We start from the raw sequence: 23,507 nt of genomic DNA, 5'->3' as shown, positions 1-23,507 counted from the left end.
GTCGTTTCGACTACTGGAATCGCCTTTAGTCATGCCCGCCCCACGTTGGTGAACAGGTATTCTGACGCGTATCCCCTCGAGGATGATGCTCCACCAACAGCATTCTTCCGCTGTGTTACAACCCGCTGGTCACCTTTTTCAAATAGTTCGGCTATCGAATCATGTGCAGCGTTGGATAATATATAGTAGGCGTTTGCCCTCTTGATTTTATCTATCAGGTTACTGAGCCGACATTGATCGGCCCATGAGAATAGTTTCTGATTGTACTTCACGAAACCATTATTATTATGAGCGACCGTATAGGGGGGATCCAAGAACACGAGATCGCCAGGCTCGACATTTTCAATACAGTGCTCAAAATCGCGGGCCTCGAGCTTTGCGTGCTGAAGGCGCGCTGAAATAGATTTCAAGGTGTCCAGTGCGGGAAGATTAATACTCTTTCGGCTACCGTACGGGACATTATACGTCCCCGAAAGGTTTACTCTATAAATACCGTTAAACGATGTATGGTTCAGGTAGATGAACCTAGCGGCGCGCTCAATCGGCGCATCCGGCACCTCGCTCCGAGTTTGATAGTAATGCTCAGGGGTGTTTACGTGACCTTCCAGTATGTCAAACACACTTTCGTAATCATCTCGGATGCACTCGTATACTTCGATCAACTCCGCGTTGATATCGGAAAGAAACGCCTGGCCCGAATATGAGGTCCCCAGAAATACCGCAGCACCGCCAAGAAAAGGCTCGTGATAATTGTTTACAACGACATTCCCCAGAACGGACTTAATGGTAGGCAGTAGCCAGCGCTTTCCTCCAGCCCAACGCAGGATCGGTTCACTGTACGCAGACTGGTGCACGCTGCCCCCCTCATCGCTAGTCAGCCGAATCTCGCTGACGCCATCTCGACCCCTATGGCCATAGTGTGTTCAAACGCTAGCAAGAAAACTGAAGTCAGGAAGTGTCCGCTCAGCGATTGGCACGAGTCGTCAGTCGGTTGACAGTTCGAGGTGTGGGCATGCGCTCCCGGATGTGACCGTACTGTTTCGTAATCTCGCAGTTGCAGGCAATATATACCTAACAGTCGGTTTTATTTGTTGGACGGCACTCTCTAACGCCCTCTTAACAAACCCGCTTGTCTCAAATCGGTGGCACTTCTTTGTCTTGAACGCCGGACATGAGATTTTGGGTCACGAATGTCGCACCTGCTAGCCCGCGATGCTCACGGATTACCTCGATGGTGGTGGTGGCCAGTCCGTGCCGGAACGTGCAGCGTCGAGAACGTCACCGAGGCGCAGCCACGCGGCCGGTCCCGTATAGCTGATAGGGCTGGCGGCCAATCGCTTCCAAGATGCGGTCTCGTCGCCGAGGACGTTGGTGACCACGTCGATGATCTCGGGGTATGCACTGCCATAGCCGTTACTGAGTTTTAGGGCGGTCCAGGCTGGCAGAGCGCGGATGACATTCGGAGCACAGTTCGGTAGGGCTAGGACTTCTCGTGCCCATTGCTCACGGGCTGGCGGGTTACCGCCGAGCCTGCGCCTCAGATCGTAGGTGAGGCCGAGAACCGCCGCGTCCGGGTCGGAGTGGCGACCGAGTACGTCGCCAAACTGGGGCCGCGGGCCTGGATTCGGAAGCGATGCGACAGCCAAGAGCGCCTTCTCAATCAGAAGATCGTCGCCGGTATGGCGATCGAGGTAACTGATCAGGACGTCGGCAGGGACCTCTGCAAGTTCGCGGCGGGTGACCTGGGCCGGATCTCCCAAAGCTGACCTGCGGGATGAGATATCCGGTGCGGGCTCGGCGGCGATCTTCTCAATCCTGGCGACAAGCTTCTCAAGTGTGCCACGATCTGTGTGGTGATAGCGGACACTGAACGACGAAGCCCGGACGGCCTCGCGCGCGGATTCGACGATAGGACGGACAACATCTTTCACATCGTCAGAGATACGCGGCAGATGGGTCAGGACTTCGGCCACCCAACGCAGTAACGGCGCATCCCCAGCCAGTCGATCCGAATCCGGCTCCCACATCATGAGCGCCGATACGGTCGTTTCTGCGAAGGTGCGGCCAAGAATCCCGAGATCGGTCGAGGAAGCCCGCCAAGAATACGGTTCTCCATAGTGGGGCTTGGCCTCAGCAGGATTGAGTATCAGCCGCCAGTTGCCCTCCACAGCGCGGGACGCCCACCTCGTTGCTTCGTTGCAACCCCACTTCGGATCCATCACGCCCTCGTCGAAGTACATCTCTACCAGACGACGACCGCGGGAAGATAGCTGATCAATTCGGTTAGCAAACCGATTTCGTACCGCCTCGATCGAGGCACCGTCGCGGAGCTCACGGCACAGGTCGGTGGTCAGTACAGCGGTGTGGAAGCCGTCAAGGTCAACCGCGGCCAAGTCTTTGAGCAGCGTGGGCTCAACCATCCAGGGCATGTTGCGGAGCAGTTGTGAGCGGATGACGTCATTGGCCGGGTCATCCTCAGTTCGGTCCACGAGTTCTGCGTGCCGGTCAGACTGGCGCTTCAGGACAGTGGTCCACATCGCCTCCTACGCGCTGCGCCGATCGCGGAAGTGCGCGTGCCAGCTCTCGAAGTCTGCGTTGTCATCTCGATCGGGATGGGGGTGGGTTGGAAGTAATTCGAACGCGACGTCGAACACCAGATCGGCAAGCCGCTCGGTGCTCAAGACCTTCTGCGCCGGCGTCGGTTGATCCAGCAGCTGACGCGTCATCGGCATCGGATCTGGGGATCTGCGGCGCAACTCGACGGCTACAGCAGCCGTGAGAGTTGCTGGCCTGCATGCTGCTCCGAGATTCGCCAGTTGGCCGTCAGTGCACTGCTGCAATGCATCGTCACGGAAGTTGACCTCACAATCTGGATGGGTCAGAGCGGTCGCGGCGAGGTCGATATCTGGACCTATCCAATGTTCATCTGCGCCGGTCAGCGCCTGGTCGACAGCCACCTTCAGTAGCCAATCTGGGGCTACATCGCGAAACGCAACAGACAGCAACGCCGACAACAAGCGCCCTCGATCGCGGCTGGCAGGCAACGATCTCGCCTGCTGCGCCGCAAACGTCGCGACAGCCGAGCCCGGAGCAGCCTGGGCAGCGACAGCAGTAACGAACTCCACCGGCAAACCAGGCTCGCGTGGCCCCATCCGTCCAACCCCCAATGCACGTTACAGAGAACTTCGGCGCTCGTCACAAGGGTGGTCGAACTACCACCACCACGGAATCGAGAATAGCTGTGGATGCTGCTCGACCATGAGCCGATGGCCGCAACGGCTTGGACAGGAATCCGGGCACAACTACAGGAAATCCCGGATCGATCTGACCTCCCGACAGACCGATCGATGCTTCACAAGAACATCGAAATCAACTGGGGCCGTTGAATTCTCCGCACCTAACTCCAGTCGTGAAGGCGTTCCATTCAGCAAGTGTGAAGATCAACGCCGGGCCAGACGGGTTCTTCGAGTCACGGACGCCGACCGCACCGGCATCCAGCCACGCGACCTCCACGCACTCCTGCCCCCCAGAACTGTGACTCGACTTGAACCACCTGACCCCGGTCAGATCAACGATCATTCTCATGCTCCCTTGCTATCTCTCGCAACAGATCTCGGGTCGGACGCGCGCCCAAGGTCGCTTTCAGGACTTCTTGAAACGCCGTGCGGAACCTTCCTACATCGGCAACCCGCTCGAAGTACATGGCACCGGTATAGCTCTCGGCAAACACCACTGATGGCTCAACGAGCTTCCCGCGCTGGTCACGGCCAAAATCGAGGATAGTGAAGGACGGCAGCGGCATTCCCAACGGAAACCCTGCGCGATACGGCAGCAACTGCACCTGGATGTTGGACTGGGTGCCGAGGTCAGCCAAGCGGCGCAGTTGCGCTGACATGATGTGTCCGTCACCGACACGGGTTCGTACCGCCGACTCGTTCAAGACGGTGATCAGGCTGGCGGGCTGCCGTTTACGCAGGATGACATTCTGGCGTTGCTGGCGCAGTTCAATACGGCGGTCCAGCTCGGCGTTGGTCTCGTGGGGGAAGAACCGACGGTCCAGCGCTCGGGCATAGTCGGCGGTCTGGAGAATTCCGGGAACGATCAGGGGCTGGTAGTAGGCCAGTTCCCTTGCGCTGGCTTCCAATCCGACGAACAAGTTGAAGTTCGCCGGAATCAGGTCACCGTAGGCGTGCCACCATGACCGCGCCGGAGCCTGCTGGGCCAGGCCCTTGAGCGCGGCCATCTTCTCCTCGCTCACCCCATACAGCTCGCCCAGGCCTATCACTTCACGAACCCGTACCCGCTCCGATTGCCCCTTCTCGAGCCGCCCCAGCGTCGACTTCCCCCACTCCATCAACCGGGACGCCGCTTCCAACGACATTCCTGACGCCTCGCGCGCCTCGCGCAGCATCCGGCCCAACTGTCGACGCGGCAGGGTACTACTGGCGGTGTCGTCGGTGTGACCGTCTTGGTCCGCTATGGCATCCGGCATGATGGTCCGTCCTCCCTGTCCGGCCGCCATGATTTCCCATTCTGGGACAACGATACGGTCCGGAATCGATCGCACGCTGCGGTTTCACGCCATTTCCACAGGATCGTCACCGATGCCGTACAACCGTCCGTAGCGGGTTCATCGTTTTCCCATGACCAAAACCACCAGACTCGATCAAGCGCAGGTCGCGGTGCTGGCTTCGCTCGCGCCCGGCGGGGTTCTCGGCGTCGAATCCATCGCACAGTCAGCGCAACTGACCATGTGGCGCACCCGAAATGCGGTGTCGAAATTGTCCTCGCGGGGGCTGATCGTGGGACGGCGACGCGGTGGGCGCGGCACCTGGGAAATCACCGATCGCGGCCGACGGACCCTGTCTACCCGCGGTCGCTACTTCCAATAGGCGGAACGAAACATGTTGCACATCACCGAGATTGAGGATCTATCAGCCAGCTGGCTGATCACCGGGGACCGCATCGTCATGGTGTCGTTCACCGACAAAGCATCCGCTCATCGCTCGTCCTATCAGGTTCGCGCGGACGGATCGGTTGCCGACTTCCCCGGTGGTGCACCTGGCACTGTCTACTTCAGCGACGGCACACCACAGCCCGATCTGGCACAGGCGCGAGATTGGTTTCCCAAGTACTTCACGCTATGGGATGCGGTGCGTGCCGAGTACTGGGATGCGGTCTTGCCGCTGAACAACCCCCGATTGACGGGACTCGGCGTACTGGCCACCTTGCCGTACCGGCGTTGAGGAGCTTCCCCAAACCCGACCGAAGCCGCTATCGTGCAACGCATTTACGGGCTCTACACCCGAGAACGACTCGGCTCCAAAACCATCGCGAAGGTTTTGACCGAGCAAGGGCATCGCACTTCCACCGGCGGCACCTGGTCCGGCATTCACATCCTGCGAATCCTGGCCTCCCGCATCTATATCGGCGAACTCACCTTCCGCGACATCACCGTCACCGACTGCCACGAACCACTCATCGACACCGACACCTTCGCCGAAGCCACGCGCCTGCTCACCGCCCGCGGCGAGGACCACGCCCACCGCCGCTCCAACGCCTCCGACTACACCTTGACCGGGCTCATGCGCTGCCCGGACTGCCGCAAAGCCATGATCGGCACCCGCGCCCACGGCAAGAACAACGTGTACCGCTACTACACCTGCCACAGCCGCAACCGCTACCACTCCGGCGTGTGTAGTGGCGCGAGACTCAATGCCGACTACGTCGAGACTGCCGTGCTCGACGCTCTCGCCCGCTTCTACCGCAACCAGTACCAGCTGATCGCCGACGCGGTCGCCCACGCTCAACGCCAGCACCTCGCCGGATACGACGCCCAGCATGCTGAACTGGCCGCCGCGCAGGCGAAGATCACCGAAACCAACTCCAAGATCGACCGGTACCTGACCGCGTTCGAAAACGGCAGTATGGACGCCGAACTCGTCGGCGACCGCCTCACCAGCCTGCGCCAGACCGCCCGCCAACTCGCCACCCGACGCGATCAACTGAGCGCCGCTCTGGAGGACGCCCCGACCGTGCCCGCGCCCGCGACTCTTACGCAGACTGCCGACCACATCGCCGAACTCATCCGCTCCGGCACCGACCAGACCCGCAAGGCGCTGGTCGAAGCCCTCATCGCCGAAATCAAGATCACCAGCCCCACCACGATCGTCCCCGTCTTCCGCATCCCCCAGCCCCCGACATCTGGAACCGGTTCGACGGCGGCAAGGGCCACAGATACGAAAAAGGCCCTGGCTGGCGATAAACCGCCAGCCAGGGCCTCCGAAAACGGTGTTCGCGCAATGGCAAACCTGGTGGAGCTAAGGGGAATCGAACCCCTGACCTTCTCGATGCGAACGAGACGCGCTACCAACTGCGCTATAGCCCCGCGGGGACGTTTCCGGCCCGCGCTGGAGAACTTTAGCAGGTGGGGTGGGGAGTCGACGAATCGGCTGGTTGGAGAGGGTTTCTGTGGATGTAGGGGTGGGCGGGCGCACGGCGACCGGGGCATCGCCGAACTCCGTTCAGGCGTGAGCGCCGGCCCGAGCCCTCAGATGGGCTCGCTCATGAGCGGCCGGCCCGAGCTTTCAGATGGGCTCGCTGTAGGAGTCGAGTACTCGCAGGAACAGGTCGAGGCGGTACTCGCGTACTGCCGGGTTGTCCGGTTCCAGCAGGCACTGGCCCAGCGTGCCGTCGTGCACTGCCACCAGTGCCCGGCCAAGAGCCGCCGGATCCGGTACACGTCGGCCGTTGCGGCGCATGAGTGCGACCACCACAGGGGTGAGTGCTGCGGCGATCGCCTCCTCTCGCGCCACCATCACCTGTCGCAACGCGGGATTGCGCAGGGCGTGCGCGGTGAATTCCGAGGTGATTCGAAACCACTTGTCATCCACCGGAACTGCCGCCAGCACCTGCTCGACCGCTCGCCGCGGATCGCCGCCCACTCCGCCGGGCGTATCGAGCATCGCTGCCGCTTCGGCCAGCATCGATGCCGATCGCTGCTCCCACATGGCCAGGAACAATTCCTCCAGCGAGGTGAAGTTCGAGTAGAACGCACCCCGTGTGAATCCGGCCCGCTCACACACCTGCTCGACCGAACACCGGCCGAATCCCTCCTCGGCGAAGGCCTCGAACGCCGCGTCCAATAGCCGTTGTCGCGTCCCGGCCCGGCTGCGGCGCACCTTCACACCCCCGGCCGCCCCATCGGCAGCCGCCTCCTCCCGGTCGGATTCGTCATCGGCCCTGCTCACGCCCGCATCGTATCCGGTCCGGCGACCCCACCACCGAGAGTGCCGTGCCCCTGGCCGATGCACCCACCCGCACCGTCGCCGGAGACCTTCGTGAATGCCGAGTCCGGACAGTCGAATCGTGTCGCCGGGCTCGATGATGGTGATCTCGCTGGATGTCGAGTCGGGACAGTCGAATCGTGTCGCCGGGCTCGATGATGGCGATCTCGCTGGATGTCGAGTCGGGACAGTCGAATCGTGTCGCCGGGCTCGATGATGGCGATCTCGCTGGATGCCGAGTCCGGACAGTCGAGCCGAGTCGCCCGCTGCGGGGCTGGTGACCTCATTGAATGCCAGACGTGGACAGCCGAATCGACCTGCCCGCCGCGGTCGGCCGGGTCTAGGGGCGGTGGACGGGGAGGCCGGCGGCGTGGGCGGCGTCGGTGAGGACCTGCTCGAGCATGGCTGGGGTGAGGCGGCCGGTGAAGGTGTTCTGCTGGGAGGGGTGGTAGGTGCCGAACAGGTGGAGGGGGGAGCGGCCGGGGACGGCTGGGGCCAGTTCGATTCGGGCGCCGTGGGTGAAGCGGGGCTTGGGTTTGGGTATGGCCCAGCCGGATTCGGCCAGGGCGGGCAGGAGGGCTTGCCAGCCCCAGCCGCCGAGGACGACGATCGCGCGGAGGGTGGGTGCCAGCAGGGTCAATTCGGTGGTCAGCCAGTGGCGGCAGGTGTCGCGCTCGGTGGGGGTGGGTTTGTTGTCGGGTGGGGCGCAGTGCACGGGGGCGGTGACGCGGGTGCCGAGCAGTCGCAGGCCGTCGTCGGCGGAGACGCTGGTGGGCTGGTTGGCGAGACCGGCGGCGTGCATGCAGGCGATGAGGACGTCGCCGCTGCGGTCGCCGGTGAACATGCGGCCGGTGCGATTACCGCCGTGCGCGGCCGGTGCCAGGCCCACGATCAGCAGCCGGGCGTCCGCGGGACCGAAGCCGGGAACAGGCTTGCCCCAGTAATTCTCGTCACTGAAAGCGGCCCGCTTCTCGTGTGCGACCTGCTCGCGCCATGCCACCAGCCGAGGGCAGTCTCGACACGCGGTAAGTTCCGCTTCTAGCTGGGCAATTGTGCGGCACACAGGGGCGACTCAACCACAAAGCCGCACCGACCGTGCGGCGGAGTGCCGGTGTGGCGGGCCGGGCATACTGTGCGCCGGTAGCCGAAAGTTAGCGATGGAAACGGAAGTGGGCCACAGGTGAGTGATCTCGTCGAACTTGGTACCCCTGTCGACGCGGCACAGAGTGTGGGAAACCTGCTGGGCGTGTTTGCATTCGGAGTGTCGGGCGCGCTGCTCGCGGTGCGTCGCCGCTTCGATGTGGTGGGCATCGCGGTGCTCGCGGTCGCCACCGCCACCGGCGGCGGTGTGATCCGCGACCTCGTCATCGGCCGCACCCCGCCGCTGGCTTTCGTCCAGGTCTCCTATGCCGGAGTCGCCCTGCTGGCCGCGGCCGTCATCTTCTTCTGGCATCCGCCGGTGCGCCTGGTCCGCACCCCGCTGAATATCGCCGACGCCATCGGCCTCGGCATCTTCTGTGTGACCGGCACCGTGACCGCGTTCCAGCACGGCATGTCGGCGACCTCCTCGGCGGCGCTGGGCCTGGTGACCGCGGTGGGCGGCGGTGTGATCCGCGATGTCCTGGCCGGTGTCACCCCCAGCGTGCTCAGCGACGGCGAGTTGTACGCCGTGCCGGCCCTGCTCGGTTCCGTGGCGACGGCGCTGCTGCTGCACTACGGCCAATACACGTACTGGACCGGCGGTTTGGCGGGGGCGGGCGCGGTCGGCCTGCGCTTGATCGCGCTGTTCCGGCACTGGCACGCCCCGATGGCCCGCCCGCACCGCCGCCGCGACGGGTGAGCGACGCGCCCGCGCGCGGGGGAGGCCAGCACCTCTGTCGTGTCGCCGGGTACGGTCCGGGCTGATTGATAGCATGGCGAAGGCTTGGCCGACTGGCTGTGAACCACACCTCGAGAGAGTTTCCATCCAATGCAGTTCGAGATCGTCGAGCGGGACGAGACGTGGGTTGCCGGGTTGCCGGTGCGCAGTCCCAAACGTGCCCTCGGTGAACTGCGCGACCACGATCTCGAAGTGGCCTGGGCCGCGGTCCTGCACCAGGAACTCGGTGGTCCGCTGGCCTCGGCCTACACCGACTACGCGGCCGAGCTCGGCACCTACAACACCCAGATCGTCGGCTACCAGTGCGGCTCGCTCGACGAGGTGACCCGCGGCCACGTGGTGGCCCGCCTACCGCGCGGCACCTACGCCCGCTTCTCCTCGGTCGGCAACTTCCCCCAGGTGATGACGGATCTGTGGACGCAAATCGCCTACGCGGAGGAACACAAGCAGATCAAGCGCATTCACACCGGCGACTTCGAGACCTACCCGCACGCGTACAAGATCGATTTGTACCTGGCGGTCGAGCCGTCATGACCTATTCGATCGTGGTCCGGCCCGGCGGGGTCTACGGCGGCCTGGTGGTTCCGCGGGTGCGCCCCAGTTTCAAGGTCTCCAACAGCGAGCTCATCGAGTTCCTGCGCGACCGCCTGCGTGACCGGGAGGGCGCCGAGCGCCCGCTGGCCACCGTCTACGTTCCCGACCCCGCCGGCAACTACAACGTGCTGGTCTCCTACGAGTACAAGGGTCCCGACGACGTCCCGGTCGGCGACGTCCTCATCCGCGTCCCCAAGGGCGTCTACGCCCGCTTCCGGCCCAATGGCGACTATCACGATCCGGCCGAGGACGTCTGGGCTCAGGTCGACGACGCGACCGCTTCCGCCGAGATCACCCGCGCCTACCGCGAGGAGATCGAGATCTGGCACGGCACGACCGAGCTGGAGCTTTTCATCTCCATCCTGGTGTGATTGCTCACTATTAACCCAATGGGTACCAACCGGTCTTGTCGTTGTATTTCATGATTGATAGCAATGGTTTGACCGGGGGGATTACTGGAACCACGTTTGGGTTTCGGGACATTTGCGGTTGCCTGGACAATTTCAGTTGGCTGACGGATACTCCCCTAGGCGCCCACGTCCGACGGCGGTTGATGCATGACCGTATCGGGCGGAGGCGCAGCAGTCGCGCGGGTCGTTTTTAGTGGAGTGGAACTGTATGGCAGTCGAACCGATCGAGCGCGTCCCGGCGCAAGGCCCTGGTCACGGCATGCTCCGATTTCGGGAGCCGAAAACGGGATACACCATCCTGGTGGGTCCTCCGGAGGCCGATCCGGGCCTGTGGCGCCAGAACATGGATGGTGCGCTCGAGGCATATCGGCGGTTCGGCGCCGAGGAGGCGCTCGAGTACCACAAGGTGATCGACGGCCTCTCCACCTCCCTCTTCCTCGTGGCGCTGGATGCCGACGGTCGGGTGGTCGCCGGGGTCCGGGCAGAGGGGCCGCACAAGCAGGTCGACGAGATGCGCGCCGTCGCGAGCTGGGCGGGGTTGGAAGGCGGCTCGGCCTTCCGGCGCTTGGTGGCCGATCAGATCCCTGACGGTGTGATCGAGTGCAAGGCCGGTTGGGCCGCTCGCGACTCCCCACACCGTCATGCGCTGGCCGACTGGATGGCCAGGGCGTGCGTTCATGCCGCGTTGCTGCTGGGGGTCCGCTACACGAGTGCGCATTCGCCCGAGCACGCGCTGAATCTCTATCGTGGCAGCGGGGCGAATGTGGCCTGGTGGATTCCGCCGTCATCCTATCCGGACGATCGTTATCGTACGTTCGCGATCTGGTGGGATATGGAGACTTACAATTCGGTGGCCACCGAATCGCAGGCTCGGTTGCTCGATCTCGAATTGTCCCAACTGACGCAGAATGGCCTTTTGCCGCGCGTTGCCTGGACTTCAGCCCAGGGCTCGGCCTAAACATGATCGAAAACGAAGTATCGGGCGAGTCTTATCGGCCGGTACTGCTCGATGAATCCGATTCCGGGCAGGCCGCGCGACTTGCTGAACTGCTGGCGAATCCGGCCATCGAGTCTCGGGACTTGCGAGACGGACTGCGGGCCGAGTTCGCGAGTCTGGTGGCTCCGCCAGAATTGTCCGAAACATCGGAATCGGATCGCTGGGTTCATTATCCGTGGCGGCGGGCCGTAATCGCGCTGCCCGGCCCGCAATTGCTCCGCGCTGTCCGGCTCGACCGGAATCGCAACAACCTCACCCGCGCGGAGCAGCAGACCCTCGGCGCCCAGGCGATCGGGGTGGTCGGGCAGAGCGTCGGTCACGCCGTGGCGCACATGCTGGCCATGGAGGGCACCTGCGGTCTGCTGCGGCTGGCGGACTTCGACACCGTCGAGCTCTCGAACCTGAACCGCCTCCCGGGCACCCTGTTCGACATCGGCGCCAACAAGGCAGTCGTCGCGGCCCGCCGGATCGCGGAACTGGACCCGTATCTGCCCGTGGAGATCCTTCCGGCCGGGCTCGACGACGAGAACATGGACGCCTTCCTCACCGGCCTGGATATCGTTGTGGAGGAGTGCGATTCGTTCGATATCAAGCTCGCCGTGCGCGAAGGCGCCCGTCGGCTCCGGCTTCCGCTGGTGATGCATTCCAGCGACCGCGGTCTGCTCGATGTCGAGCGCTTCGATCTGGAACCGGAGCGTGAGCCCTTCCACGGTTTGCTCGGCGGTGTCACCGCCGCTGAGCTGCGCGGGCTGTCCACCCGCGACAAAACACCCCTCATGGTTCGAGTTCTGGACGGGCGCAATCTCTCTGCGACGCTCGCGGCGAGCATGGTGGAGATCGGCCAGACCCTCAACAGCTGGCCGCAACTGGCGTCCGACGTGCAGCTCGGTGGTTCCAATGTCGCCGCCGCGGTGCGAAGGATCGGACTCGGGCAGCCGCTGCGGTCGGGACGCACCCGCGTCGATATCGAAAAGAGCCTGGACGAGATCACCGAGCCCGAGGTGCGCAAGGAACTGGTGTGGCCGGACGAACCGGACGACCCTCGGCCGGAATCCGGCATCGCGGCGGTGCTCGAGTGTGCGCAGCGGGCGCCCTCGGGTGGTAACGCGCAGCCCTGGGCACTGCGCGCAGATTGGGGCGAGGTGACGATCACCCTTGCGCCCCAACACTCTTCGATGATGGACATCGGGTATCGGGGCAGCGCACTGGCGGTCGGTGCGGCGCTGTTCAACGCCCGTGTCGCGGCTGCCGCGCACGGTCTGCTCGGTGAGAGCGAACTGCGCACCTGCGATTCGGAACTGCTCACCGCCGTGCTGCGGTTGGGGTCGGGCACTGATCCCGAGCTCTCCGATAGCTACCGGGCGCTGCTTGCCCGGCACACCAATCGGGGCGGTGGGACCGGCGCGCCGATACCGGACGAGATATTGGACGGACTTCACGAAGCCGTGACCCGGGCCGGCGCGACGCTCCGCATGGTCACCGATCGGCGGCGAATCGACTCCGCCGCGCGGATCCTCGCCGAGTCCGAGCGGACCCGCTACCTGACGCCGGACATGCACCTGGAGATGACCTCCGAGCTGCGCTGGCCCGGCGATGATCTACGGACCGGGATGGATCTGCGCACGCTGGATCTCCAACCCGACGAGCTGGCCAAGCTCGAGATCGCCGTTCGCGCGGACGTGATGGCCCAGCTGCGGTCGTGGTCGGGTGGCACCGCGCTGGTGGAAGACGCGCTGGCGAAGATGCAGACCAGTTCGGCCGTGGTAGCCCTGACCTTTCCGAAGCCGCCGCTGGACCCGTCGGAACTCGTCGCGTACGCGCGCGCCGGCGAGGCGCTTCAGCGTCTCTGGATCGCCGCGGAACAGTACGGTCTCGCTGTTCAACCGGTGTCACCCGTGTTTCTTTATGCACGACGCCCCGAGGAACTACATACGGTTTCCCCGGAGTTCGCCGATACACTAACGTCACTTCAAGGCAGCTTCCTGGAGCTGTTGGAAGTGCCTGGGCACGAAACGATGGCGTTGGTACTGCGTCTCGGGTATGCGTCGGAGCCCGCGGTCCGCAGCAGGCGACGTCCAATACCGGGCGCTACCACGCGCGGCAATTGAGATCGGAGAAGAAGTGCCTCGGCGAACGCTCGACTCATTGGTGACCCAGGTCGCCTCGGAGTTGATGGCGGTCGATGCGTCTACGATGGCGGCCGCGAGTGAACGGGTGCTGGCCTGGCTGGTGGAGCACTTCGATGTCGATTTCAGCTTTCTGCGCTTCACCGATGAGGCTCGGCTCGCATCGGTGCTCATCGCGGAGTGGCCGCATCGGGCGGTTCCGGAAACCGACGATCCACTGCAGGTGGCCAACCTCGACGACCCCACCGCGGCGCTGACCCGGTTCGGCGATACCACCGAGCCGATCATCATCAGGCCCATCCCGGAATTCGCCGACTATCAGCGTCTGATCCACCAGGCGGCCGGTATCGAAGCCGTCTCCGCCGCCGCGGTGCCGCTGGTGTCACGCGGCCAGGCGACGGGGCTGCTCGGCTTCATCAAAGAGGGCGACCGCGAGTGGAGCACTCGCGAACTCAATGTCCTCAAGGCGATTGCCGCGCTGTTCGCACAGTTGCAGGCGCGCGTGGTGGCCGAGGAACGGCTCAGATATATCGCCATGCACGATGATCTGACCGGACTGGCGAATCGGCGGGCGCTGCTCGAGCACATGGAGGAGCGGCTCAGGCCCGGACGGCCGGGGCCGGTGGCGGCGTTCTTCCTGGATCTGGATCGGCTGAAGGCGCTCAACGACTTTCTCGGGCACACGGCCGGGGACAATTTCATCCGCACGCTCGCCACGCGGTTGCGCGAGAATCTGGATCCGGGTGACGTGATCGCCCGGCTGGGTGGCGACGAGTTCGTGATCGTGCCGGCCAAGCCGATGGACGCGGCGGCGGCCGAGCGGGAGGCGAGCCGGATTCAGCAGCTCATCGCGCGGCGGGTGACCGTCGGCGAGGAGACGGTGAGCCGGGGCGCGAGCGTCGGCGTGGCGCTCGGCATTCCGGGCGAGACCACGGTCGCCGATGTGCTGCGGCGTGCGGATCACGCGCTGCTGTCGGCCAAGTCGAGCGGCGGCAACGGGGTCGCGGTGTTCACCGATGCCATGCGCGCGCAGTTCGAGCTGCAGGACGACGTGGAGTTGAATCTGCGCGGCGCGGTGTCGGACGGTTCGCTGGTGCTGCACTATCAGCCCGAGGTGGATCTGCGCACCGGCCGGGTGGTCGCGCTGGAGGCCCTGGTGCGCTGGCAGCATCCGACGCGCGGGCTGCTGCCGCCCGGTGCGTTCGTGGGTGTCGCGGAGGCCACCAATCTGGCGGGGGAGCTGGGTCGCTGGGTGATTCGCACGGCCGCCGAGCAATTCGCGCAGTGGCGGCGGCGGGGGCTGGCGTCGAATGTGGTGATCCGGATCAATGTGTCTCCGGTGCAGCTGGTTTCGCTGGATTTCGTGGAGACCATCGAGGGGATCCTGCGGCGGTACGGCATCGACGGGTCGTCGGTGTGCCTGGAGATCACCGAACATGTTGTGGTGCAGGATCTTGCGCGCACGCAGGTGACCCTGCGCGGGTTGAAGCGGATGGGTGTGCAGATCGCCATCGACGACTTCGGGACGGGGTACTCCTCGCTGTCGCACCTGAAGGCGCTGCCGGTGGACGCGGTGAAGATCGACCGGGGTTTCGTGCAGCGGCTGGGCGCCAGCGCCGATGATCTGGCGATCGTGAAATCGATTGTGGGGCTGGCGGGTTCGTTCGGTCTCGGGGTGGTCGGCGAGGGCGTCGAGACCACCGTGGCGGCGCGCACGCTGGTGGCGCTGGGCTGCTACCGCGCGCAGGGGTTCCTGATCGCGCGGCCGATGCCGGGCGGGGAGGTCGAGGAGCATCTGGCGGCGGGGCGGATCGCGCTGGATCTGGACCTGCCGGGGACCAGCCGGTCGGTGCTGCCGGGGCCGTCCTGAGTCACGGTCCGGCGGTCCGGATGGGCACGACTCCCTAACGTCCCCGCACCGTGCGCGGAATCCCGGACCGGGGTGCGTGCGCCCAGGAAAATAGGGGCGTAACGGGTATGCGCCCGACTCGCGAACAGGATTGTTCGCGTAGTAGCGTGCGGTCTGACAGGGCTGTCGAAGTGAGGGATGGATCGACGTGCGTGATCGTAGCCTGAGGGGCAAGAAGACTTTGATTACCGGCGCGGCGAGCGGCATCGGCCGGGCGACGGCACTCGCGGCGGCCCGCAAGGGCGCGCGGCTGGTGCTCACCGACGTCAATGCCGAGGGGCTGGACGCGACCGTCGAAACCATCCGTTCCACCGGCGGCATCGTCGAGGTCGCCACCGCCCTCGACATCAGCGACTACGACGCCGTCACCGCCTTCGCGGAGAAGGTGCACGAGGAGCTCGGCTCGCTGGATGTGGTGATGAACATCGCCGGCATCTCCACCTGGGGGACGGTGGAGAACCTCGAGCACCGCCACTGGAAACGCCTGGTCGATGTGAACCTCATGGGACCCATCCATGTCATCGAGAACTTCGTGCCGCCCATGATCGAGGCGAAACGTGGTGGTGCGCTGGTCAATGTGTCCTCGGCCGCCGGTCTGATGGCCTTCCCCTGGCATGCCGCCTACAGCGCCAGCAAGTTCGGCCTGCGCGGCGTGTCGGAGGTGCTGCGCTTCGATCTGGCGCGCCACGACATCGACGTCCACCTGGTGGTGCCCGGCGCGGTCGACACGCCGCTGGTGCAGACCGTGGACATCGTCGGCGTGGATCGCGACGACCCGCGAATCCAGGCCTGGATCAAGCGCTTCCGCCACCACGCCAAGTCGCCCGACCAGGTGGCCGAGGCGATCCTGCGCGGTGTCGAGAAGGGCACCTACCTGATCCACACCCAGTTCGACATCCGGTTCGGCTATTGGTGGTCCCGCAAGTTCGCCTGGCCCTACGAGTTCGCCATGCGCCGCGCGAACGACCTGTTCACCTCGTTCCTGCCGCGCAAGTAGTCACGCCTGGTCGGGCATGCCGGCGCAGACAGCCTTGGCGCAGTTCTCGGCGGCGTGGGTGTCCAGCACGCGCGCGCCGGGGCCCTCGTCGCCGAGGTGGTCGTGGGCATTGAAGATCTTGCAGACGCCCAGCGAGAGGCAGCCGCAGCCGATGCAGCCGGTGAGGTTGTCGCGCAGCCGGACCAGCTGTTCGATGCGGTCGTCCAGGTCGGCGCGCCACGTGGTGGAAAGGGTCTCCCAGTCGCGGCGGGTGGGGTTGCGGCCGTCGGGGAGGTTGTCGAGGGCGCGGCGGATCTCGGCCAGCGGAATGCCGACCCGCTGTGAGATGCGGATGAAGGCCACCCGGCGCAGGGTTTCCCGGGGGTAGCGGCGCTGATTCCCGCTGGTGCGGCGGGCCGTGATCAGGCCCTCTCGTTCGTAGAAATGCAAGGCGGACACCGAAACTCCGGCTCGCTGAGCGAGCTGACCGGGAGTCAGCTCCTTCGCCTGCCACGACGCGGTCTGCATACCTGAACATTACTCCAGGTTTTTCGCCGGTGCGACTCCAGGGTTCTCCCAGGGTGCGACTCGAGTCGCGAATTCCATGCCATCCGTGCCGCGGGGAACTACCGTCGTGTCATGGGAACAAAGGCCGCACCCACGGCGCGACCGTTTTCCGTGACCTCGGAGGTCGGCGCGCTGCGCACGGTGCTGTTACACCGGCCGGGCGACGAGCTGCGCCGGCTCACCCCGCGCAACAACGACCAGTTGCTCTTCGACGCCATTCCCTGGGTCGAGCGTGCCCAGCAGGAACACGACATCTTCGCCGGGGTGTTGCGCGGGCGTGGCGTGGAGGTGCTGCTGCTGGCCGATGTGCTGACCGAGACCATCCAGGTCAGCGGCGCCGCGCGGATACAGGGCATCTCGGGTGCGGTGGACGCGCGGCGGCTCGGGCACCTACTCGCCGACGAGCTGGCGGCCTACCTGCGCGGAGTGCCCGCGCCGGAACTGGCGCAGATCCTCATGTCCGGCATGACATTCGACGAGCTGCCCTTCGGGGCGGATGCCACCTCACTGGTGCGGCGCATGCACCACGGGCACGACTTCGTCATCGACCCGCTGCCCAATCTGCTGTTCACCCGGGACTCCTCCTTCTGGATCGGGCCGCGGGTGGCCATCACCTCGCTGGCGCTGCCGGCCCGCGCCCGCGAAACCTCGCTCACCGACCTGATTTACGCGTTCCACCCCCGCTTCCTGGGCGTGCGGCGAGCCTACGAATCGCACACCGCGCCGATCGAGGGTGGCGACGTGCTGCTGCTCGCGCCGGGCGTGGTGGCGGTCGGGGTGGGGGAGCGCACCACGGCGGCGGGCGCGGAAGCCTTGGCGCGCAGCCTGTTCGAGGACGATCTGGCGCGCACCGTGCTCGTGGTGCCGATCGCCCAGACCCGGGCGACCATGCATCTCGACACCGTCTGCACCATGGTGGACGTCGACGCGGTGGTCATGTACCCGGCCATCCAGGATGAGTTGTGCGCCTTCACTATTCGCAAGGAGGAGGGGCACGGGGTGAGTATCTCGGGCCCGGATCCCTTCCTGCGCGTGGCGGCCGAGGCCATGGGTATCGGCAAGCTGCGGGTGGTCGACACCGGCCTGGACGGCGTCACCGCCGAGCGGGAGCAGTGGGACGACGGCAACAACACCCTCGCCCTGGCCCCCGGCGTGGTGGTCGCTTACGAGCGCAACGAGAACACCAATGCGCGGCTCGAAGACGCCGGAATCGAGGTGCTGCGCATCCCCGGCTCCGAATTGGGTTCCGGCCGTGGCGGTCCGCGCTGCCTGTCCTGCCCGCTGTCGCGTGACGAGGTGTGATGAAGCCATGCTGGACATCCCGGTCGACCACCACTCGACGGTCCCGCCCTACGAGCAGCTGCGCCAGGGCATCATCGCCCGGGTCCGTTCCGGCGAACTGGCCGCCGGGACCAAGATCCCCACGGTCCGGGCGCTGGCGGCGACGCTGAAGCTGGCCCCGAATACCGTGGCCCGCGCCTACCGGGAGCTCGAGCAGGACGGCGTTCTCGAAACCCGCGGCCGCCTGGGCTCTTTCATCGCCTCCTCCGGCGACCCCACCCGCGACCTGGCCGGCCGCGCGGCCACCGAATACGTCGCGGTGATTCGCCGACTCGGTCTCGATGACACGGCAGCCGTCCGCTATCTGCACGCGGCGCTCGGCGAAACTCCTACTGCTCCCTAGTTTCGGCGGATCCGCGCCGAGCAACTTACGTGGGGTTCGGGGGCTCGGCCCCCAAGTCTTTTCGGGGTGTGGGGGCTGGCCCCCACGACCTGACGTCAGTCCTACCGCCAGCTCGGGAGCCACAGGTGGTCGTGCCAGTTGCCCGGGGTGATGGCCTGGGCGGTCAGGATCGGCCAGAGCCAGATGAAATTGGCGATGACCAGTGCCAGGTAGAGGCTGACCAGTAGCAGGCCCAGGCCTTGTCGCTCACTGAGCGGCGTGAAGTGTTGCCAGCCGGGGGCTCCCGACAGCCGTCGCCCGACGGGTGGGGCGTGGCCGAGGATGTCGCCGAGCGCCAGCGCCACACCCATGGCCAGGAACGGGGCCAGCGGCACCGCGTAGAAGTAGTACATCTGGCGGTCGAGGTCCAGGAACCAGGGCAGGATGCCCGCGCCGTAGCCGACCAGGACCGCCGCGTAGCGCCAGTCGCGGCGCACCGCGCTGCGCCACAGCGCCCACGCCAGCATGGGGAAGGCCACCCACCACAGCGCGGGGGTGCCGATCGCCATCACGGCCTTCACGCAGGTGGGCTGGCCGCAGCCGGTCACATTGGTGTCGGCGTAGTAGTAGAGCATCGGCCGCAGGCCCATGGGCCAGGTCCACGGCTTGGATTCCCAGGGATGGTGATTGCCGGCGGAATTGGTGAGCTGCGAGTGGAAGGTGAGCACCTCGCCGCCGTAGTACCAGAGTCCCCGCAGTGCGCTCGGTACCCAGGAGAAGTCGCCGCCGCGTCCGACCTTCACCCCGACCGCGTACCGGTCGTAGCTGGTCTCGCTGGCGAACCAGCCCCAGAAGGAGGCCAGGTACACGAATACCGGGATCACGCCGAGCGCGTAGACGGTGGGCCCGAGATCCCGTCTGGCCACACCCCACCACGGCCGCTGCACCCGGTAGCCGCGGCGGGCCGAGAGATCGAAGGCCAGTGCCAGCGCGGCGAAACCGATGATCCAGTACGCGCCGGACCATTTGGTGCCGCAGGCCAGCCCGAGCAGGACGCCCGCGCCGAAGCGCCACCAGCGCACCCCGAAACGCGGCCCGTATGGGCTGTCGTCGATGCGGCCCTGCGCGGCCACCAGCGCGATGCGCGCCCGGATGTCGTCGCGGTCCACCACCAGGCAGCCGAAAGCCGCTGTCACGAACAGCGCTTGGAAGATGTCGAGCATGCCGATGCGGGAGGACACGAAGGTGAGCCCGTCGCAGATGATCAGAATGCCCGCGAACGCGCCGATCAGCGTGGACCGGGTCATCCGCCGGACGATGCGGATCACCAGCAGCACGATCAGGGTTCCGGAGACGGCCGCGGTGAACCGCCATCCCCAGGGGGAGTAGCCGAAGATGGCCTCGCCCAGCGCGATCATCTGCTTGCCCACCGGCGGGTGCACCACCAGCCCGTAGCCCGGGTTGTCCTCCACGCCGCCGCCGGTGAGCACCTGCCAGCCCTGCGGCGCGTAGTGCTTCTCGTCGAAGACGGGCGTGTGCAGATCGGTCGGATAGTTCAGGAACAGGAACCGGGTGACGGCGGCGATGGCTGTGAGGAACAGCGTGACCACCCACCCCCGAGCCCAGTCCGTGGGCCCGAAATCGGGTGAGGGCACCAGCGGAGCCGGACTCGACAGCGCCGCCGTCTCCGCCCCCACCGCTGCCGGTCGCACGTCGGTCACCTGGGTCACGCCGTCGATCGTAAGCGGTACCCGCCCCCGAGTCCCGCCGCGGTGAGGATGGAGGTTGGCGGTGCCGGTCGATCGCATCGATAGAGTCGGGGGCGAGTTGGCGGACCTTTCGAGGAGTAGGAGCACCATGAGCGCGGAGCCGAGTGCCGGCGGACGGCTGGTCTTGGCGGCCACTCCCATGGGCGATATCGGGGATGCCTCGCAGCGGCTGCGGGACGCGCTGGCGACCGCCGAGGTGGTGGCCGCCGAGGACACGCGCCGGACCCGGTCACTGGCCAAGGCCCTGGACATCGAGATCACCGGCCGGGTGGTGAGCTTCTACGACCACGTGGAGACCGCGCGGATCCCGATGCTGCTCGAGGAGATCGAGTCCGGTCGTACCGTGCTGCTCGTCACCGATGCCGGGATGCCGTCGGTGAGCGATCCGGGCTATCGGATGGTGGCGGCCTGCGTGGAGCGCGGCCTCCCGATCACCTGTCTGCCGGGCCCGTCCGCGGTGACCACCGCGCTCGCGCTGTCCGGCCTGCCGGTCGAGCGGTTCTGTTTCGACGGCTTCCCGCCCCGCAAGTCCGGTCAGCGCAAGGAGTGGCTGCGGACGCTCACCGCGGAGCCGCGGGCCGTCGTGTTCTTCGAGGCCCCGCACCGTCTTGCGGACTGCCTGGCCGATGCCGTCGAGGTGCTCGGCCCGGAGCGCCGCGCCGCAGTGTGCCGGGAGCTCACCAAGACCTACGAGGAGGTCGTGCGCGGCACGCTGGCCGAGCTGGCCGCGTGGGCGGTCGAGGGTGCGCGGGGGGAGATCACCGTGGTTCTCGAAGGCGCGCAACCGGTTTCCGCCGAGCCCGCCGACCTGGTCGGCCAGGTGGAGGCGCTGATCGGTTCCGGGCTGCGGCTCAAGGACGCGTGCGCCGAGGTCTCCGCGGCCACGGGGGCCTCGCGCCGCGAACTCTACGACGCGGTGCTCGCCGCGCGGGCCGCCGAGTAGCCGGGCGGGGCTCGGCTTGCTGGGAGGGCTCGGGACTGGCTCTCGAGTCTGATATCGCAGTGCGGGAATCACTCTCGGGGGTGAGGACCGTCGAGAACCCCGGTGCGACCATCGCGGGGTGATCTCGAATGAGGTGCGGTCGGGAAGTATCGGCGCGATGGCCGGCGTCTACGTGGTGCTGGCGTTCCTGGCGTCCGGAGTTCTGCTTGTGGTGCAGCCGAATTCGGGGATCGACCCGGCGGCGCTGTCGCTGACGCAGTTCGGGCCCGCGGTGGCGGTAGGTGTCGTGGCCCTGGTGTGGCGGCAGCGCCTGGCGGCCCTGCTGCCCGTGCCGGCGTCGTGGGACGTGGTGCGCGGACATGGTGTGGCGGTGGTGGTTTCGTGTGCGGCCATCGGCCTGTCGACCGCCGCCATGGCCTCCGACTCGATGAAGCTGCACGGTCCGGCGGCGGTGGGTGGGGTGCCTTTCGCGGTGTTCGTGCTGCTCCAGCTGGTCGGGGCGGCGGGGGAGGAGGCGGGCTGGCGGGGATTCCTGCAGCCGGTGCTGGAGTCGCGGTATGCCCGGCCGGTGGCGATCGGGATCACCGGGGTGATCTGGGCGGTGTGGCATGTACAGGCGTTCGCGGCGGGACCGGCCGTGGCGGCGGCGTTCCTGGCGGCGGTGCTCGGATTCGCCTGCGTGCTGGGGTTTCTCGCGGTCGGTGGTTACTGGCAGCGGGCTCTGATCGGCACCGTCGGGCACTGGCTGATCAATGTCGCGCTGTACCTGGTGATGGGGGATGACACGCTGGGACTGCCGCAGCTGTACTACTACGCCGTGGCGGCTCTGGCCGTCGGCGCGGCCGTGTGGATTTCGCGCCGGGGATCGGGCGTCCGCGCGGCCGGATGATCGGTAGCTGTGGCCGAGATTTTGCACTGTGAGTGTATGCAGCGGCTGGGGTGGCCGATGGCGGGACCCGTCAACCCGCCCGCTGTTAGAGTCCCCGATCATGGTGCACGAAACAGAGGTCCCGGCAGGCGAATTGGCGATCGAGCCGTTCGTGCTGACCGATGACTTCTATCAGCACCCGCACGCCGCATACGACCTGCTGCGTGCGCGCGGGCCCGCGCATTTCGTGCGCTTCCCGGACGGCGGCACCGGCTGGCTGATCACCGGCTACGAGGCGGCCAAGACGGCCTTCCTGGACCCTGCCATCAGCAAGGCCCTCAGATCCGAGGGTGCGCGCACGGCCCTGGCGGGTGATGGCGCGGGCGCCCAGGCGGCCGGCGCCATGTTCGGCGACATGATGCTCTTCTACGACCCGCCGGAGCATACCCGCCTGCGCACCCTGGTGAACCGGGCCTTCAGCAGTCGTGCCGTGCGCGAATTGGCCTCGCGCATCACCGGATTGGCCGACGCCCTGCTCGCCGACCTGGCCGCCGACGCCGCCGTCGATCAGGATCTGCTGGACCGCTACGCCTTCCCGCTGCCCATGCTGGTCATCTGCGAATTGCTCGGTGTCCCCCACGCGGATCGCGACGACTTCCGCGCCTGGTCCACCACCCTGGTCTCCAATGACGAGACCGTCGAGGCCCGCGGGGCCGCGGTGCAGCGGTTCCTCGCCTACATCGATCAGCTCATCAACGCCAAGCGCGACGAACCGTGCGATGACCTGCTCTCCGAACTCATCTCGGCCAGTGAGGACGGCGACCGGCTCTCGCACCGCGAGCTGATCAGCATGGTGTTCCTGCTGCTGGTCGCGGGTTTCGAGACCACCGTGAACCTCATCTCGAACGCGGTCGCGATCCTGCTGACGGACAAGGACGTCCGGGCCGCACTGGCCGACACCCCGGATCGGGTACCGGATTTCGTGGAGGAGGTGCTGCGCTACGAGTCGCCGGCGAGCGAGGCCACCTTCCGCTACACCACCGTCCCGGTCACCCTGGGCGGCGTCGAAATCCCGGCCGGCCAGCGCCTGCTGGTGTCCATGGCCGCCGCCGACCGCGATCCGGCCCGCTTCGCCGATCCGCACCGGGTGGACCTGGACCGCACCGACAAGAACCACCTCGCCTTCGGCCACGGCGTCCACCGCTGTGTCGGCGCGCCCCTGGCGCGCATGGAGGGCGGGATCGCGCTGAGCCGTTTGCTCGCGGCCTACCCGGATCTGGAATTGGCCGCAGGGGCGGAACTGACCTGGCGCAAATCCCTGATCGTGCGAGGTCTCGCCGCCCTGCCGGTGCGGCTTCGCCCCTGAACCGGGCGTCGGCCCGTCGAGATGTGCGCACGACGAAGGGGGTTGTGCGCCCATCTCCGCGGGCCGACGCGCGCCGGCCGAATCGGTTTCCGCCGGTGTCGGGTCCGGCCCGGTTCACGGGTGCGCCGCGTTCAACGAGGAGCGTGGCGGCCCG

Annotated in this window: 23 protein-coding genes, 1 tRNA gene and 1 pseudogene; 15 read left to right on the top strand and 10 right to left on the bottom strand. The window is 66.2% G+C overall.

Translation table 11 applies throughout. The annotated features are described in order from the left end of the window. Positions 1-29: 29 nt before the first annotated feature. From ABZV44_RS14890 to ABZV44_RS14870, 5 genes are all read right to left on the bottom strand, one after another. On the bottom strand, positions 30-854 hold the full coding sequence (locus ABZV44_RS14890; protein ID WP_354836160.1) for a Dam family site-specific DNA-(adenine-N6)-methyltransferase: 825 nt from the start codon (positions 852-854) through the stop codon (positions 30-32). Between the two features lie 369 nt (positions 855-1,223). Continuing rightward, positions 1,224-2,537 carry a hypothetical protein gene (locus ABZV44_RS14885; RefSeq protein WP_354836158.1) on the bottom strand — a complete coding sequence of 438 codons (1,314 nt, stop codon included), beginning with the start codon at positions 2,535-2,537 and terminating at the stop codon, positions 1,224-1,226. A 6-nt stretch (positions 2,538-2,543) separates the two neighbouring features. After that, the gene (locus tag ABZV44_RS14880; RefSeq protein WP_354836156.1) at positions 2,544-3,125 is read right to left on the bottom strand and encodes a hypothetical protein; all 582 of its coding nucleotides are present in this window, start codon (positions 3,123-3,125) and stop codon (positions 2,544-2,546) included. Between the two features lie 244 nt (positions 3,126-3,369). Continuing rightward, a complete protein-coding gene (locus ABZV44_RS14875) occupies positions 3,370-3,579 on the bottom strand; it encodes a DUF397 domain-containing protein (RefSeq protein ID WP_354836154.1) in 210 nt (69 codons plus the stop codon). Beyond that, positions 3,569-4,522 carry a helix-turn-helix transcriptional regulator gene (locus ABZV44_RS14870; RefSeq protein WP_354836152.1) on the bottom strand — a complete coding sequence of 318 codons (954 nt, stop codon included), beginning with the start codon at positions 4,520-4,522 and terminating at the stop codon, positions 3,569-3,571. The genes ABZV44_RS14875 and ABZV44_RS14870 overlap by 11 nt, the downstream gene beginning before the upstream one ends. A gap of 121 nt (positions 4,523-4,643) precedes the next feature. On the opposite strand from ABZV44_RS14870, the gene ABZV44_RS14865 reads away from it, so the two are divergent. The 3 genes and pseudogenes from ABZV44_RS14865 to ABZV44_RS14855 all read left to right on the top strand — a co-directional run. Next, positions 4,644-4,892 (top strand): hypothetical protein, encoded by a 249-nt coding sequence (locus ABZV44_RS14865; RefSeq protein WP_354836150.1) that lies wholly within the window; start codon positions 4,644-4,646, stop codon positions 4,890-4,892. A 12-nt stretch (positions 4,893-4,904) separates the two neighbouring features. Next, positions 4,905-5,246, top strand: a complete 342-nt coding sequence (locus ABZV44_RS14860) for a hypothetical protein (RefSeq protein ID WP_354836148.1) — start codon at positions 4,905-4,907, stop codon at positions 5,244-5,246. Between the two features lie 27 nt (positions 5,247-5,273). Then, positions 5,274-5,741, top strand: a pseudogene (locus ABZV44_RS14855) (recombinase family protein); the annotation flags it as partial. Between the two features lie 571 nt (positions 5,742-6,312). Here the strand turns inward: ABZV44_RS14855 and ABZV44_RS14850 are convergent. From ABZV44_RS14850 to ABZV44_RS14840, 3 genes are all read right to left on the bottom strand, one after another. Then, a tRNA-Ala gene (locus ABZV44_RS14850) sits at positions 6,313-6,388 on the bottom strand. Positions 6,389-6,587: 199 nt separating this feature from the next. Beyond that, the gene (locus ABZV44_RS14845) at positions 6,588-7,181 is read right to left on the bottom strand and encodes a TetR/AcrR family transcriptional regulator (RefSeq protein ID WP_354836553.1); all 594 of its coding nucleotides are present in this window, start codon (positions 7,179-7,181) and stop codon (positions 6,588-6,590) included. A 445-nt stretch (positions 7,182-7,626) separates the two neighbouring features. Continuing rightward, positions 7,627-8,349: a uracil-DNA glycosylase gene (locus tag ABZV44_RS14840; RefSeq protein ID WP_354836146.1), complete on the bottom strand. Its 723-nt coding sequence runs from the start codon at positions 8,347-8,349 to the stop codon at positions 7,627-7,629. A gap of 183 nt (positions 8,350-8,532) precedes the next feature. Here ABZV44_RS14840 and ABZV44_RS14835 point away from each other — a divergent pair, with 183 nt between their 5' ends. The 7 genes from ABZV44_RS14835 to ABZV44_RS14805 all read left to right on the top strand — a co-directional run bounded on the left by ABZV44_RS14835 (position 8,533) and on the right by ABZV44_RS14805 (position 16,198). Next, complete coding sequence (locus ABZV44_RS14835; RefSeq protein WP_354836144.1) at positions 8,533-9,126, top strand: TRIC cation channel family protein; 594 nt, start codon at positions 8,533-8,535, stop codon at positions 9,124-9,126. Positions 9,127-9,255: 129 nt separating this feature from the next. Continuing rightward, positions 9,256-9,699: a GyrI-like domain-containing protein gene (locus ABZV44_RS14830; protein WP_040861458.1), complete on the top strand. Its 444-nt coding sequence runs from the start codon at positions 9,256-9,258 to the stop codon at positions 9,697-9,699. Further along, complete coding sequence (locus tag ABZV44_RS14825) at positions 9,696-10,130, top strand: effector binding domain-containing protein (protein WP_354836142.1); 435 nt, start codon at positions 9,696-9,698, stop codon at positions 10,128-10,130. Before ABZV44_RS14830 ends, ABZV44_RS14825 begins: the two co-directional genes overlap by 4 nt. Before the next feature lie 247 nt (positions 10,131-10,377). Then, positions 10,378-11,127, top strand: a complete 750-nt coding sequence (locus ABZV44_RS14820; protein WP_354836140.1) for a hypothetical protein — start codon at positions 10,378-10,380, stop codon at positions 11,125-11,127. 2 nt (positions 11,128-11,129) lie between these two features. Further along, positions 11,130-13,274, top strand: a complete 2,145-nt coding sequence (locus tag ABZV44_RS14815) for an Rv1355c family protein (RefSeq protein WP_354836551.1) — start codon at positions 11,130-11,132, stop codon at positions 13,272-13,274. 85 nt (positions 13,275-13,359) lie between these two features. After that, positions 13,360-15,162: a sensor domain-containing phosphodiesterase gene (locus ABZV44_RS14810; RefSeq protein WP_354836138.1), complete on the top strand. Its 1,803-nt coding sequence runs from the start codon at positions 13,360-13,362 to the stop codon at positions 15,160-15,162. 187 nt (positions 15,163-15,349) lie between these two features. Beyond that, the gene (locus ABZV44_RS14805; RefSeq protein WP_354836136.1) at positions 15,350-16,198 is read left to right on the top strand and encodes an SDR family oxidoreductase; all 849 of its coding nucleotides are present in this window, start codon (positions 15,350-15,352) and stop codon (positions 16,196-16,198) included. Here ABZV44_RS14805 and soxR read toward each other — a convergent pair whose 3' ends face one another. Continuing rightward, a complete protein-coding gene (gene soxR, locus ABZV44_RS14800) occupies positions 16,199-16,705 on the bottom strand; it encodes a redox-sensitive transcriptional activator SoxR (RefSeq protein ID WP_354836134.1) in 507 nt (168 codons plus the stop codon). Positions 16,706-16,816: 111 nt separating this feature from the next. Between soxR and arcA the strand changes: the two genes are divergently transcribed. Next, a complete protein-coding gene (gene arcA, locus ABZV44_RS14795) occupies positions 16,817-18,046 on the top strand; it encodes an arginine deiminase (RefSeq protein ID WP_354836132.1) in 1,230 nt (409 codons plus the stop codon). 7 nt (positions 18,047-18,053) lie between these two features. Further along, positions 18,054-18,428 (top strand): GntR family transcriptional regulator, encoded by a 375-nt coding sequence (locus ABZV44_RS14790; protein ID WP_354836130.1) that lies wholly within the window; start codon positions 18,054-18,056, stop codon positions 18,426-18,428. A 101-nt stretch (positions 18,429-18,529) separates the two neighbouring features. Here ABZV44_RS14790 and ABZV44_RS14785 read toward each other — a convergent pair whose 3' ends face one another. Continuing rightward, positions 18,530-20,083, bottom strand: a complete 1,554-nt coding sequence (locus tag ABZV44_RS14785) for a phospholipid carrier-dependent glycosyltransferase (protein ID WP_354836549.1) — start codon at positions 20,081-20,083, stop codon at positions 18,530-18,532. Positions 20,084-20,264: 181 nt separating this feature from the next. Between ABZV44_RS14785 and rsmI the strand changes: the two genes are divergently transcribed. From rsmI to ABZV44_RS14770, 3 genes are all read left to right on the top strand, one after another. Beyond that, positions 20,265-21,119 (top strand): 16S rRNA (cytidine(1402)-2'-O)-methyltransferase, encoded by an 855-nt coding sequence (gene rsmI, locus ABZV44_RS14780; protein WP_354836128.1) that lies wholly within the window; start codon positions 20,265-20,267, stop codon positions 21,117-21,119. A 118-nt stretch (positions 21,120-21,237) separates the two neighbouring features. Continuing rightward, on the top strand, positions 21,238-22,008 hold the full coding sequence (locus ABZV44_RS14775) for a type II CAAX endopeptidase family protein (RefSeq protein ID WP_354836126.1): 771 nt from the start codon (positions 21,238-21,240) through the stop codon (positions 22,006-22,008). Positions 22,009-22,108: 100 nt separating this feature from the next. Further along, a complete protein-coding gene (locus ABZV44_RS14770) occupies positions 22,109-23,353 on the top strand; it encodes a cytochrome P450 (protein WP_354836124.1) in 1,245 nt (414 codons plus the stop codon). Positions 23,354-23,507: the final 154 nt, after the last annotated feature.

Source organism: Nocardia sp. NPDC004860 (assembly GCF_040609015.1).
GTDB lineage: Bacteria > Actinomycetota > Actinomycetes > Mycobacteriales > Mycobacteriaceae > Nocardia.
The sequence above is the reverse complement of the archived record's forward strand: the minus strand, read 5'-3'. Positions and strand labels throughout refer to the sequence as shown.